10 protein-coding genes are annotated in these 15168 nt (G+C 41.0%); 9 read left to right on the forward strand and 1 reads right to left on the reverse strand.

Translation table 11 applies throughout. From position 1 onward, the window contains the following. Positions 1 to 21: 21 nt before the first annotated feature. Positions 22 to 3519, reverse strand: a complete 3498-nt coding sequence (locus tag OQ289_RS19905) for a SusC/RagA family TonB-linked outer membrane protein (RefSeq protein WP_270088499.1) — start codon at positions 3517 to 3519, stop codon at positions 22 to 24. 661 nt (positions 3520 to 4180) lie between these two features. On the opposite strand from OQ289_RS19905, the gene atpD reads away from it, so the two are divergent. From atpD to leuC, 9 genes are all read left to right on the forward strand, one after another. After that, positions 4181 to 5683, forward strand: coding sequence for a F0F1 ATP synthase subunit beta (atpD, locus tag OQ289_RS19910; RefSeq protein WP_033565496.1), 1503 nt, complete (start codon positions 4181 to 4183; stop codon positions 5681 to 5683). Positions 5684 to 5767: 84 nt separating this feature from the next. Beyond that, complete coding sequence (atpC, locus tag OQ289_RS19915; protein WP_033565497.1) at positions 5768 to 6016, forward strand: ATP synthase F1 subunit epsilon; 249 nt, start codon at positions 5768 to 5770, stop codon at positions 6014 to 6016. A gap of 397 nt (positions 6017 to 6413) precedes the next feature. Then, positions 6414 to 7304, forward strand: a complete 891-nt coding sequence (locus OQ289_RS19920; RefSeq protein WP_033565498.1) for a branched-chain amino acid transaminase — start codon at positions 6414 to 6416, stop codon at positions 7302 to 7304. Next, a complete protein-coding gene (gene ilvD / locus OQ289_RS19925) occupies positions 7288 to 8988 on the forward strand; it encodes a dihydroxy-acid dehydratase (protein ID WP_033565499.1) in 1701 nt (566 codons plus the stop codon). The genes OQ289_RS19920 and ilvD overlap by 17 nt, the downstream gene beginning before the upstream one ends. Positions 8989 to 9047: 59 nt before the next feature. After that, on the forward strand, positions 9048 to 10793 hold the full coding sequence (gene ilvB / locus OQ289_RS19930) for a biosynthetic-type acetolactate synthase large subunit (RefSeq protein ID WP_270088503.1): 1746 nt from the start codon (positions 9048 to 9050) through the stop codon (positions 10791 to 10793). A gap of 74 nt (positions 10794 to 10867) precedes the next feature. Then, on the forward strand, positions 10868 to 11458 hold the full coding sequence (gene ilvN, locus OQ289_RS19935; protein WP_033565501.1) for an acetolactate synthase small subunit: 591 nt from the start codon (positions 10868 to 10870) through the stop codon (positions 11456 to 11458). A gap of 4 nt (positions 11459 to 11462) precedes the next feature. After that, on the forward strand, positions 11463 to 11927 hold the full coding sequence (locus OQ289_RS19940) for a DinB family protein (RefSeq protein ID WP_270088504.1): 465 nt from the start codon (positions 11463 to 11465) through the stop codon (positions 11925 to 11927). 45 nt (positions 11928 to 11972) lie between these two features. Continuing rightward, a complete protein-coding gene (gene ilvC / locus OQ289_RS19945) occupies positions 11973 to 13454 on the forward strand; it encodes a ketol-acid reductoisomerase (protein ID WP_033565502.1) in 1482 nt (493 codons plus the stop codon). Positions 13455 to 13721: 267 nt separating this feature from the next. Next, entirely contained in the window at positions 13722 to 15119 is a 1398-nt protein-coding gene (gene leuC / locus OQ289_RS19950) for a 3-isopropylmalate dehydratase large subunit (RefSeq protein ID WP_270088505.1), read from the forward strand. Positions 15120 to 15168: the final 49 nt, after the last annotated feature.

A 15168-nucleotide genomic window follows, 5' to 3' on the forward strand; every position in this document is an offset into this window, starting at 1 on the left:
CGCATAGACCATTAGCAAATGTCAGAAAGTTAAGTTGATACCAGTAGTGAATATGCGTGGTTGCGGATAACTTCCATAGTCATACCCATAAATCAACCCTGTATTTGCTCCACCATGGCTTGAACTTACCTCTGGATCATAACCCCTATATTTAGTGAATACATATGCATTTTGAACGGTAACGTACCATCGTAGTTTTTTTACTTTAATCCTGTCGGTAACAGTAGATGGAAATGTATATCCAAATGTGATATTTCTAAGCCTAAAGAAGGAGCCGTCTTCTACAAATCTTGATGATACCGCTCCATTGCTAAGATCACCTGGTGCTGGTCTAGGAACGTCGGTAATATCTCCCGGAGCTTTCCATCGATCGACAAAGTCAATGAATTGATTGGAGCTTGGATTAAACCCCTCTAGACCAGAAGCTAGGTTATAATTGAAAATATCATTGCCATAAGTGAACTGACCTTGGACACTTAAGTCAAAATTTTTATATGCAAAGTTATTGGTGATACCTCCAAAGAAGGAAGGGTTAGGATCACCTATCATCCGGTGATCTTCGTAATCTGTAGGAGATACCGCATTACCACCTTGCCCTAAATAATCAATCATACCTGTTTGAGAATTAACACCGATTGCTTGCCAGCCATAGAAAACTCCTAATGGATGCCCTACAATCGCACGATTCAAATCGCCAACTCCGCCACGCATTTCTGCCAATCCCTCAGGTAATGCTACGACTTTATTTCTATTAAAAGTCATGTTTAAGGCCGTAGTCCATTGAAATTCACCAATCAAGTTTTTCGTCGTCAATTCGAATTCGAAACCTTTATTCTCTATATCCCCCGAGTTTGTGAATCTATTGAGGTAACCAGAACTAGTCAGGATAGGCAATCCGATTAACAAGTCGGTAGTTTTTTTATAATAGTAATCGGCCAATAGTGACACTCTATTATTTAAGAAGCCAGCGTCAATACCTACGTTCCATTGACGGGTGGTTTCCCATTTTAAATCACGGTCACCCAGTACATTTGGTACAAAACCTGCCATACCCAGATAATTATTCCCTCCCGAATACAGAGAACGGCTAGCATAATTACCGATATTTTGGTTACCTGTAATTCCCCAACTTGCACGAAATTTTAAGTCATCGAGCACTTTGGAGTCCTTTAAAAAGTCTTCTTCTGTAAGTCGCCAAGCCCCCGCAAATGAAGGAAATATTGCCCAGCGATTGTCTGCACCAAAGCGGGAAGAACCATCTGAACGAACATTTGCATTTAGGATGTACTTATTCTTGTATATATATGTGGCCCGTGCGAATCCGGATGCAATCGCCCATTCTTCCGGATAAGAATTAGCCCCTGTAATCACACCTCCTGCAGTAATGTAAGGGATATCATTGTTCGGAAAACTAGACCGTTGTCCATGGACAAATTCAAGTCTTGACTCTTGGACTGAAAACCCCGCTAAAGCATTAATACTATGGTCACCGAATGCCTTATCGTAGGTCAATGTTGTTTCATTAATCCATAGCTGATCTCGGGTATTACGGCGTGCACCAATGCCGCCCTGACTAGCATAAGACCTAAGTCCCACGGGCGGCATAAAGAACGTTTCATCGATAAAACTAATATCTGTACCAAAACTAGTTTTTAACAAAAGCTCTGGGATAATATTGTATTCCACGCTGGCATTAGCCAATACGCGAAAAGTTTGCGCTTCATTGGTAGGTAGGTCTAACATAGCGACTGGATTCTCGCGTGTCAGTCTGACTTGATCATATACAAAATTACCTGCGGCATCATATACCGTTAAGTTTGGTGGAGAAAATATACCACTCTTGGTTGCTCCTTCTTTTGAGTTTTCCTCTTGGACGCGTTGGTTGATGGCCCTCGTTAGATTAATGGCAGTCGAAAATCTTAGTTTTTCATTGTGCTGATGATTAAGATTTATACGACCGCTTAATCTATTGAAATCAGAACCTAAAAGAACACCACCTTGTTTCATATAACCAATGGAAGTATAGTACTGGGTCTTTTCACCCCCACCTCTTGATGATAGTTCGTAACTCCTGGTGGCTGCATTCCTAAAAATTGCGTCCTGCCAATCGGTATTAACATTAGGATTGGAAAATATTTGATTAGGGATAACTGCTTTGGGATCCTTTTGTTGAAGAATGCTGTAATAGTCTTTCATATAATCCTGATACTGTTCGGTATTCATAAAATCATAATACCTTTCGCGCGGGACTTGTGAGAACCCCTCGTACATATTAAAGTTAAATTCACTTTGTCCGGCTACCCCCTTTTTTGTACTAATCAGCACCACCCCATTTGCAGCTCTTGAACCATAGATGGATGAGGAAGCGGCATCTTTTAGTATTTCGATGGATTGAACATCGGAAGGATTGATGGACGACAACACATTGATACCTTGGGTACCGCCTCCAAAATCGAAGGTAGACCCTCCCGTAAAGTTGGTCGTGCTATTTACAGGAATGCCATCTACCACGTACAATGGATCTGAGCTTGCATTAATGGAGGTTGTCCCCCTTACTCGAATACTGATTCCGCCTCCGGGGGAACCAGACTTCTGAGTAACTTGAACTCCACCAGCCTTCCCTTGTATTGCCTGTGTAATACTTGGTAGGACCTCATCCTTAATTTCATTAGCGCCGATACTGGATACAGCACTAGGCAGGGTAGCTCGATTCATCGTGCCATACCCAACTGCGACAACCTGTGCTGAGTCGAGCATATTGGTTTCTGAACTCAGTACTACTTGAATATCTTTCCTATTGCCAACCGTCTGCGTTATGGCCTTAAAACCAACTGATGAAAATCTTAATCTATCTTTCGACCCAGCCGCAACTTGGAATTTCCCAAGCTCATCCGTACCGGTAGATTGGCCTGTTCCGACTACTGTAACCGTGACTCCTGGCAAAGGCCCTTTAGGTCCCGTGACAGTACCTGATACATTCCCTTGTGTGGCCGATTGGACAACGGTACTCAAGCTGTCGGGCTGAGCAACGATTACAGTCGAACTGTCTTTGACACCGACATGAGTGGAATCGACGACTACAGCAGATACTGTAGAATCAGCCTGGACTATAATCGAGTCCGCTGAACCTTCGACCGTAGACTCGGCGAGGCCGGTACTAAGGGACACCTTTATAAGCTTTTGATTGTTTACATGGATTTCTTTGTTCACAAATCCAGATTTGATAAAAACCAAAATTCCGTTGGGATCTGCCGAAATTTTGAATGTTCCGTCCTGCTCGGACAACGTACTATTGGATGTTCCTTTTTCGGTGACAACTACTCCACCGACTGCCATTCCCGCTGAATCCGTGACCGTACCACTGATACCAATGGAGTCTAACAGAGAGAACGAAAGTGGTGTAGAATATTCTAATATCTTGGAATGGTAGTTGTCTTTGGTAATGTCTGCACGCCCCGACTGACTAAAGAGAATAAGACAGCAAGTCAAAAAGAGCGAGTGGTAGAGATAATGCATCATACGTCAAATATTTATATAAGAATCTAAATTGAAATAATAAGCTTCAGCCAAAAATGGCAATACAGTAGACCAACTTGATATGATTCGCTTTCGGAGCCACACCCAAGTGTATCATATTTGTTACATGTATTGCAGACATTATAACGTTGTCAAATCCATTTTGTTATTCAGATATTGTTATTTATTTCAAAAAAAATTGACATTCAGGCACGATAGCGAAAAGTAGAGAAGCCCACAAATTAGGAGGGTGGAAAAAAATGGAACACTATCGAAATATTCTTTGACTAGCGATACCGAGCTACAAAGGATACTGCCCCTGTTTATATATAACAGATTTGTTACGCGATTTAGTATAACGCTGTTAAAATATAATAATCAAATTATAGTGATTACTGGTAGCCAAGTCCGAAATACATTGGGGAGATAAAATGTTCATCCAAGCCAAATTTTGATGCATATGATTCTTTGAAACAAATTGGAGTATGCCCTATTCTCTAACTTATTCAGTCATAATTATATTCAAATTTACCTTTGACAAAAAAAAAGTAAATTTTATTCATCCAACACTTTGCTTTTCGGCATATATAGCTTATTTTTGCAGTCCAAAATAGGACTCATTTTGAGTTTTGTAATTGATTATTAAATATTTAGTCCCTATAATATGCCCCAGATTGGTAAAATAGCGCAGATTATCGGCCCAGTTGTTGACGTCAACTTCGCCGACAATGAGAACCTTCCTAGACTTTTCGATGCATTGTATATCGAAAAAGATAACGGTCAGCGTATCGTTTTAGAGGTTCAACAACACTTAGGTGAGGATTGTGTACGTACAATTGCCATGGATGCTACCGAAGGTTTGGTTCGTGGAATGAAAGTTGTCGACACAGGAGCCCCTATCAAAATGCCGATTGGAGAAGAAATCAAAGGCCGTGTATTTAACGTAGTTGGAGACGCCATTGACGGGATCAAGAATCTGGACAAAACCAACGGACGCCCTATCCACAATGTACCCCCAAAATTCGAAGACTTATCTACCGAGACTGAAGTTCTCTTTACAGGTATTAAAGTTATCGACTTATTAGAACCTTATGCTAAAGGTGGTAAAATTGGTTTATTCGGTGGTGCTGGTGTGGGTAAAACAGTATTAATCCAAGAATTGATTAACAATATTGCAAAAGGTCATGGTGGTCTTTCGGTGTTCGCCGGTGTAGGCGAACGTACTCGCGAAGGTAACGACTTATTGCGTGAGATGTTGGAATCAGGAATTATTAAATATGGTGAGCAATTCATGGAAGGCATGGAAAAGGGCGAATGGCCTTTAGAAACCGTTGACCAAGAGTTGATGAAAGAGTCTAAATGTACATTTGTCTTTGGTCAAATGAATGAGCCTCCAGGCGCCCGTGCCCGTGTAGCTCTATCTGGATTGACAGTAGCGGAGTATTTCCGTGATGGAGAAGGTGATGGCCAAGGTAAAGACGTACTATTCTTCATTGATAACATCTTCCGTTTTACGCAAGCAGGATCTGAAGTATCTGCGTTATTAGGCCGTATGCCTTCCGCCGTAGGTTACCAACCGACACTTGCTACAGAGATGGGGTTAATGCAGGAGCGTATTACGTCGACCAAAAATGGATCGATCACTTCTGTACAGGCCGTTTATGTGCCTGCGGATGACTTAACTGACCCTGCTCCAGCGACAACATTCGCCCACTTAGATGCTACAACAGTATTGTCTCGTAAAATTGCTGAGTTAGGAATCTATCCGGCAGTAGACCCTTTAGATTCTACTTCACGCATCCTTTCTCCTGCAGTATTGGGTGCTGAGCACTACAATACCGCTCAACGTGTTAAAGAAATCTTACAACGTTATAAAGAACTTCAAGATATCATTGCCATCTTAGGTATGGATGAACTCTCTGAAGAAGATAAATTGACTGTGCACCGTGCACGTCGCGTTCAACGTTTCTTGTCACAACCTTTTCACGTAGCAGAACAGTTTACAGGCCTTAAAGGTGTATTGGTAGACATCAAAGATACCATCAAAGGATTCAATATGATTATTGATGGAGAAGTTGATGAATATCCTGAAGCAGCATTCAACCTAGTCGGTAGCATAGATGAAGCAATCGAAAAAGGAAAGAAATTATTAGCTGAGGCTGTTTAATAATAGATTTGCGTATTACGTAGTTAGATTTGCGAAAGCAAAATTCTCATCACGTAATACGCAATTCGCAATACTATAGAATAAATGAAACTTACAATTATTACTCCTGACAAGTTGGTCTACGAGGGTACGGTTACAGCAGTAACGGTGCCTGGATCTGCTGGCTCATTCCAGATACTAAAGAACCATGCTGCTATCGTCTCTACGCTAGAGGATGGTAAGGTGATTATTAAGGTCAGTAACAATGAAGAAATCCTTAATATTAAAGGCGGAGTAGTGGAAGTAAAAGACAATGTTATTACTGTCCTGGCGGAGGGCATTATAGAAGAATAGAAAATAACAATTCAAGACCTTATAAAAAGCCCTTAAAACGATATGTTTTAAGGGCTTTTTTTTAAAACTTTTAGCAACCAAAAACCTATTTTAGGAAGAATTTAAGCATAACTGACTATAAATACAAAAAAGTCAAACTATACCAATTTTAATTTTGGTCTACTTTAAAGATTGAAAAATATTAAAACAAAAGAAATATACAGAATTATATTCCGCAAATATTGCATACACAAAATTATAAACTATTTCAAAATTATAAGCTCGGCTATTGCGTAGTATTTTTATTCGTCCTATCTTACAATTATCATTTTGAGCATCAAATGTACCAATTGAAATGGCTCACTGAGATTGAGGAATATCCGTATCACAATAAGTGGAATTAAAATTTGATAAATGTATGCAATACTACAACGATGAAACGCTTATATATTTAGAAGGTAGCTTTGTAAAAGCATCTTCCGCTGGCGTGGATTTATACGGTCAGGCGTTACACTATGGATATGGAGCATTTGAAGGTCTAAGAGCTTATAATACCCATAATGGGACGCGTATATTCAAGGCGGAGGAACATTTTGATAGACTTCAAAAATCCTGCGAAGCTATTAGTATACCATATATATGGGACAATCGTGAATTAGTCGAAAGGACCTACGAATTATTGAGCTTGAACAATCTTCGTGAAGCCTATATCCGACCTCTGGTTATAGCTGGATCAAATATGCACCTTACCTCTGCTACACATGCCAAGATGTTGATTGCAGCATGGGAATGGGGGCCTTATTTAGGACAAAATCTATTAAGGGTATGCATCACGAATATACAACGACCAAGTCCAAAGGCTTTTCCTGTCGAATCAAAAATCAGTGGTCAATATATCAATTCCATCTTAGCAAGTACAGAAGCTATAAAAAAAGGATTTGACGAAGCACTTCTTTTAGATCAAGAAGGATTCGTGGCGCAAGCATCTAGTGAGAACCTCTTTATCGAGAAAGATTACAAAATATACACTGCTCCTTTGAAAACCGTATTTCCTGGCATAACGCGTTCAGCGGTAATCAATATATGCAAAAAACTGAATTTTGAACTTATCGAAAGACCTCTCACCATTCAAGATGTATATGAGGCTGATAGCGCTTTCTTATGTGGCACAGCTGCAGAAATTATCGGTATCAAACAAATCGATCATATAATTTTTAAAGAGGATTGGGAGCACACTATAGGAGCTTCCATCCAAAGAAGATATAAAAACCTAGTATTAGAGAACGAAAACTATGAAGTCATCATCTAACGGCGAAAATGAAATGAATAAGTACAGCCGTACATTTACGCAAGACGCTACACAACCTGCTGCAAAGGCCATGTTATATGGGATCGGACTCACCGATGCTGATATGGACAAAGCACAGGTCGGTATTGCCAGTATGGGATACGATGGTAATACCTGCAACATGCACCTCAATGATCTAGCACAGGTCGTCAAGACAGGTGTTTGGAACAATGATTTAGTAGGTTTGACTTTTGGTACGATTGGAGTAAGTGATGGGATGAGCAATGGCACCGATGGTATGCGCTATTCACTCGTCAGCCGCGATGTCATAGCAGACAGCATTGAGACGATATGCGGAGGACAATATTATGACGGCCTTATAGCTATTCCTGGCTGTGATAAAAATATGCCTGGCGCAATTATCGCTATGGGTCGCCTAGACAGACCAGCTATAATGGTATACGGGGGTACTATCGCTCCTGGTCATTATAAAGGGGAGGAACTCAATATTGTATCCGCATTCGAAGCGTTAGGTCAAAAGATTTGCGGCAACCTGTCCGATGAAGATTATGAAGGGATTATAAAACATACTTGCCCCGGAGCAGGCGCTTGCGGCGGAATGTACACCGCCAATACCATGGCCTCTGCAATCGAAGCTTTAGGCATGAGCTTACCTTATTCCTCCTCTAACCCTGCTGTATCGGATGAGAAAAAAGCAGAATGTCTAGAGGCGGGCAAGTATATCCGTATCCTGTTGGAAAAAGATATCAAACCATCGGATATCATGACCCGAAAGGCATTTGAAAATGCAATTAGATCAATTATCATCCTTGGGGGTAGCACAAATGCGGTATTGCACTTTATCGCTATAGGTAAAGCTATCGGCGTGGATATTACACAAGATGATTTTCAACGGATGAGTGATGAGACGCCAGTGTTAGCAGACTTCAAACCGTCTGGTAAATATCTCATGCAAGATCTCCACCAGTATGGTGGCACACCTGCAGTACTTAAGTACTTGTTGGAGGAAGGACTATTGCATGGAGACTGTATGACCGTAACCGGGAAGACACTAGCTGAAAATCTGGAAAACGTGAAATCAATCATGGATTACGACCAAAATATTATTCACAAACTCAGTGATCCAATAAAAGCAACCGGACACCTTCAGATTTTATATGGAAATCTTGCTGAGAAAGGATCTGTCGCTAAAATATCCGGAAAAGAAGGTGAAAAATTCACAGGACCGGCTCGTGTATTTGACGGAGAGCAACGTCTGATCAAAGGCATACAAGATGGAACCGTCAAACAAGGTGATGTTGTCGTGATCATTAATGAAGGTCCTAAGGGCGCCCCTGGAATGCCAGAAATGTTAAAACCTACATCTGCTATCATTGGAGCAGGACTCGGAAAATCCGTAGCCTTAATTACCGATGGTCGTTTCTCTGGAGGAACACATGGATTTGTCGTAGGACACATCACTCCTGAGGCCTATCAGGGAGGATTGATTGGTTTAGTCGAAAACGATGACATTATCGAAATCGACGCAGTCAACAATTCTATCAACCTAAAGGTAGATGAAGCGACCATTGCCGCAAGACGAGCAAAATGGACTCAACCTGCGTTAAAAGTATCCAAAGGAGTTCTCTACAAATATGCCAAGACCGTGGCAGATGCATCCGAAGGCTGTGTAACAGACCTTTAATAGCAGAACCGGATAATCAACAACTAAAACTAATAAACTAATCGACTAAAATTAAAGTAATGAGTACACTGGAAAAAACAGAAAATAAAGCACCAACAATAAAACCCAAAGAATCTACTCAAAAATCGGGTTCTCAAGCGGTGTTGGAAGCTTTATTATGTGAAGGTGTTGACACCGTATTTGGATATCCAGGTGGTGCAATCATGCCTATCTATGATGCCCTTTACGATTATAACGATCGCCTTAAGCATATTTTGGTACGTCACGAGCAGGGAGGTATACATGCCGCTCAAGGTTATGCACGCACCTCAGGTCGTACAGGTGTGGTATTTGCCACTAGTGGTCCAGGGGCAACCAATCTTGTCACCGGCTTAGCGGATGCACTGATTGATAGCAATCCCATCGTTTGCATTACTGGACAGGTATTTGCGTCTTTGTTGGGAACTGATGCATTTCAGGAGACAGATGTCATGAACATTACCGCCCCTATCACAAAATGGAACTACCAGGTAACGGACGCCTCTGAAATCCCCCATGCATTAGCTAAAGCATTCTATATTGCTAGCACTGGGAGACCAGGTCCGGTACTCATTGACATAACAAAAAATGCCCAATTACAATTATTCGATTATGAAGGGTATCAGAAATGTGAACACGTCCGTAGTTATAGACCTGCTCCCGAAGTCAGAAATGAATATATTGAGCAGGCCGCCAATCTCATCAATGCAGCAAAGAAACCTTTTGTTCTATTTGGACAAGGTATAATCTTAGGCAAAGCTGAGCAGGAATTTAAGACCTTCATTGAGAAATCGGGGATCCCCTCAGCTTCAACAGTCATGGGACTCAGCGCCTTGGAGACCGACCACCCCCTACACGTCGGAATGTTGGGAATGCACGGAAACTATGCTCCAAACGTGATGACCAATGAGTGCGACGTACTTATTGCTATAGGTATGCGTTTCGATGATCGTGTGACTGGCCGTTTGGATAAATATGCTAAACAAGCGAAGGTCATACATCTAGATATTGACCCCGCTGAGATAGACAAGAATGTACAAACGACGGTACCTGTATGGGGAGATTGCAAACTTAGTCTTCCTCTTCTAACAGCCGCAATCAAACCAGTCGACCATTCCCAATGGTTAGCCCAATTCAGAGCTTTAGAAAAAGAAGAAATAAAAGAAGTCATTCAAAATGAACTTCACCCGACAACGGATACGATGACAATGGGTGAGGTGGTCAATATACTGAATGAATTAACTAACGGTGATGCAATCATCACAACTGATGTTGGACAACACCAAATGGTCGCTTGTAGATATGCCAAATTTAACAACAGCAGATCAAATGTTACCTCGGGTGGGCTAGGTACAATGGGCTTTGGGTTACCCGCAGCTATCGGAGCTTGGTATGGTGCTCCAGATAAAACCGTTGTGGCTATTATTGGTGACGGAGGTTTCCAGATGACATTACAAGAATTGGGAACTATCATGCAATTTGGAGCGAAAGTTAAGATACTGATTCTTAACAACGAATTCTTAGGGATGGTACGTCAGTGGCAGCAATTGTTCCACGACAAACGTTATTCTTTTGTAAATATCACCAGTCCTGACTTTGTAGCGGTAGCTAAGGGTTACTATATTGAAGGGCAAAAAGTTTGTGAAAGAAAAGACCTTCGGACTGCATTGGAAGCTATGCTGAATCACGATGGCGCATACCTTCTAGAAGTAATGGTGGGAAAAGAGAACAACGTCTTCCCAATGGTTGCACAAGGGACATCTGTCTCAGAGATCCGATTAAAATAATACATTGCCATAGGTCCTAGAGGATTGATCTTACCAATATCTCATCTAGGACTTATAGCCAAAAAGCTGTAAAAATGGAAAAACAAGAATATACTATCACCCTATATACAGAGAATTCTATCGGGCTTATCGGTCGGATTTCGACCATCTTCTCTAGAAGAAAAATAAATATAGAAAGCTTAAATACCTCTCCTTCTGAAGTCGAGGGCATACATCGGTTCACCATCGTTATTACGGAGACTGAAGAAGTCGTGCGTAAGCTATGTCGTCAATTAGAGAAGCAGATAGATATCTTAAAAGCGTACTATAACACCAATGATGAAGTTATCTGGCAAGAGCAAGCTTTATATAAAGTACCAACAGACATTATCGCCGAAAAAGCACCTGTAGAACGCCTACTACGTGAATATGGGGCATCTGCGGTCGTCATTCGGAATGATTATACTGTATTTGAAACAGCTGGCCACCGTGAGGAAATTGACAAACTAACAGAAGAGCTAACCAAATACGGACTGATTGAGTTTGTACGTGGCGCTCGTATTGCTATTATCAAAAATAGTGCGGGATTTCATTCTAAATTAATTCAGTTCGAACAGAAACAACCATCTGAAGAGATTGTCGAAAATGAATATCTCGACAAACGTGATGATGTATTTACTATGTAATCAGATGGAAGAGACATTTAAATTTATCCTACAGGCCCGCCAAAAGTTCATTGAATTGATTGATAGCCTTTCTGTAGAACAACTAAACAATATTCCATCGGGATTCAACAACAATATCATTTGGAATTTTGGACATATTGTTGTCAGCACCCAAACATTGGTATATGTCCGTACTGGAATCAAATCAGATACTACTTGGGTCAAATACAATGAGGATTATAAAAAAGATACGAAGCCTACCCGTTTTGTAGAACAAACTGAAATCGACGAATTGAAAGCAATTGCCATCAAAAGTATCGAAGAAATCTGTAAAGACTATGAAAACAATGTTTTTGGAACAATCACAACCTTTTCAACGGCAACGTATGGTTATCCAATGGAAACAATCGAAGAAGTTGTAGCCTTGACTTCTGGTCATGATAATGTACACTATGGATACGCGTTGGCACAACGCAGACTTGTGCAATAATTTAGAGTAAACAACCTAATAACAACAATATTAAGAATTAAAAAAATGGCAAATTATTTCAACACATTACCGCTAAGAGAGCAATTAAACCAATTAGGCGTGGCCGAGTTCATGGACAATTCCGAATTCGCAGAAGGTGTGGAAGCACTAAAAGGCAAAAAATTAGTAATCGTGGGATGTGGAGCTCAAGGATTGAACCAAGGACTTAACTTAAGAGATAGTGGTCTGGATGTTTCTTATGCCTTACGCAAAGAGGCTATTGAACAAAAAAGAGATTCTTGGAAAAATGCAACCGACAATAACTTTACAGTTGGAACCTATGAAGAATTGATTCCTTCGGCAGATGTTGTTATCAACCTCACTCCCGATAAGCAACACACCTCGGTGGTCAATGCAGTGATGCCGTTAATGAAACAAGGGTCGACTTTGTCGTACTCGCACGGTTTCAACATCGTAGAAGAAGGCATGCAAATTCGTAAAGACCTGACCGTCATCATGGTCGCACCTAAGTGTCCTGGTTCTGAAGTGCGTGCCGAATATTTAAGAGGCTTTGGTGTACCAACTCTAATCGCCGTTCACCCAGAGAATGACCCTGAAGGAAAGGGATTAGCGCAAGCTAAAGCATATTGTGTAGGTACTGGTGGTCACCGTGCAGGTGTACTACGTTCAACATTCGTTGCTGAAGTTAAATCAGATCTAATGGGAGAGCAAACTATCCTTTGTGGCCTATTACAGACGGGTTCTATACTTTCATTCGATAAAATGGTCGAAAAGGGAATCGATGCTGGATATGCTTCCAAACTGGTACAATATGGTGTAGAGGTCATTACCGAAGCATTGAAACACGGTGGTGTAAGCGGTATGATGGATCGGTTGAGCAATCAAGCGAAAGTTAAAGCTTTTGAAATTTCAGAAGACTTGAAAGACATTATGCGTCCACTTTTCCAAAAACACCAAGATGATATCATGGCTGGCGAATTCAGTCGTGTAATGATGGAAGATTGGGCCAATGGAGACGCCAACCTATTGAAATGGAGAGCAGAGACAGGTGAAACTGCATTTGAAAAAACACCTGCTGGAGATGTAAAAATAGGCGAACAAGAATATTTTGACAATTATTTGTTAATGGTCGCTTTTGTCAGAGCGGGTGTTGAATTGGCCTTCGAAACGATGGTTGAAGCTGGAATCAAACCAGAATCAGCTTATTACGAGTCCTTACACGAGACACCACTTATCGCCAATACTATTGCCCGTAAGAAACTATTTGAGATGAACCGCGTTATTTCCGACACGGCTGAATATGGTTGCTATTTGTTCGACCAAGCCTGCAAACCGTTGTTAGGTAATTTTATGAAGACGGTGGATACAGACTTAGTCGGTAAAAATTTCAACGATGGTAAAGATGGAGCTGTAGATAATGCAACACTTGTCGAAATCAACGAAATCCTACGTGATCATCCTGTCGAAGTGGTGGGTAGAAAATTACGTAAAGCAATGACTGCTATGAAAGCAATTAAAACTACTTAAAATTTTTGTAATTTAGAGGGTTAAATAAGGGGTGAAGATTATGAAAATAAGATTTACCCCTTATTAAATTGATGAAACCTTATACATATAACACCGTTGCTATATGCATTGCACCTACATTAGGTTTGGTTTCATCATCATTAATCCGAGTGAAACGAGCTCATTCATGCTCGTGAATGCCAACACTCGTTAATAAAACAAATCGATTCACCTGTTGGCGAATCACACAGTACTTATTCTGATGAAAATTAATTGAGAGAAAGAGAAATGTCAAAAACATTAGTAGAAAAGATTTGGGACGCACATGTCGTCAAACGTGAAGAAGGATTTCCGGATATTCTATATATCGATACGCACCTAATCCACGAGGTCACCTCTCCTCAAGCTTTTGATGGGTTACGTAAAAGAGGGCTTCCGGTCTTTCGTCCACAACAGACTGTGGCGACTGCAGATCATAATGTCCCTACCCTTAATCAACATTTACCGATTAAAGAAGAGCTTTCTAGATATCAGGTAGACATGTTAACCAAGAACTGTGCTGAATTCGGGATAGAACTATATGGCTTAGGACACCCTTTTCAGGGTATTGTCCATGTTATTGGTCCTGAGCTTGGCATCACTTTGCCGGGCAAAACAATGGTATGTGGTGACAGCCACACATCCACACATGGAGCTTTTGGTGCTATTGCTTTTGGTATAGGCACTTCACAAGTAGAGCAAGTATTCGCCACGCAATGCTTACTACAACAAAAACCTAAGACCATGAAAATCGAGGTCAACGGTACACTTCAGAATGGAGTAGGTGCCAAAGACATCATTCTCTATATTATTGCCAAAATATCTGCTGCTGGGGGAACGGGATATTTCATTGAGTATGCAGGATCAGCCATTCGCTCATTGAGTATGGAAGCAAGGATGACTATCTGCAACATGAGTATCGAGATGGGTGCGCGTGGAGGTCTCATAGCTCCGGATCAAACTACATTTGATTATATCAAAGGTCGGGAATTTGCACCTAAAGGAGAAGAATGGGATAAATCCTTGGCATATTGGAAAACGTTATATTCTGATCAAGATGCATCTTTTGATGCTGTCCTCGAGTTCAAAGCGGAGGATATTGCTCCGATGATTACGTACGGCACCAATCCAGGAATGGGAATGGGCATCCGTGAAAGCGTACCCCCCACACTGTCTCAACCCGAAAGCGAACGTCCATCTTACAAAAAAGCGTTGGAATACATGGGATTTGCCGATGATGCACCTGTATTGGGCAAGCCGGTAGACTATGTATTCATAGGTAGTTGCACCAACTCTAGAATTGAAGATCTGAGAGAAGTAGCATCATTTGTTAAAGGAAAACAAAAAGCTTCTCAAGTAGAAGTTTGGATCGTACCTGGTTCTAAGCAAGTGGAGAAACAAGCAAAAGAAGAGGGATTAGATAAAATTTTTGAAGAAGCTGGTTTCCAATTAAGAGAACCAGGTTGTAGCGCTTGCTTAGGGATGAATGAAGATAAAATACCTGCTGGAAAGTATTGTGTATCAACATCCAATCGAAACTTTGAAGGCCGTCAAGGACCTAATGCAAGGACGATGCTGGTATCACCGCTTACTGCAGCAGCAGCAGCAGTTACCGGAAAAATAAGTGACGTAAGGGAATTGATATAAATAAAGGCATGTGGAACAAAGACTAAAGGAACAAAGACAATTCTCTGCA

This window comes from Sphingobacterium sp. SYP-B4668, assembly GCF_027627455.1.
In the GTDB taxonomy this organism is placed as follows: Bacteria; Bacteroidota; Bacteroidia; order Sphingobacteriales; family Sphingobacteriaceae; genus Sphingobacterium.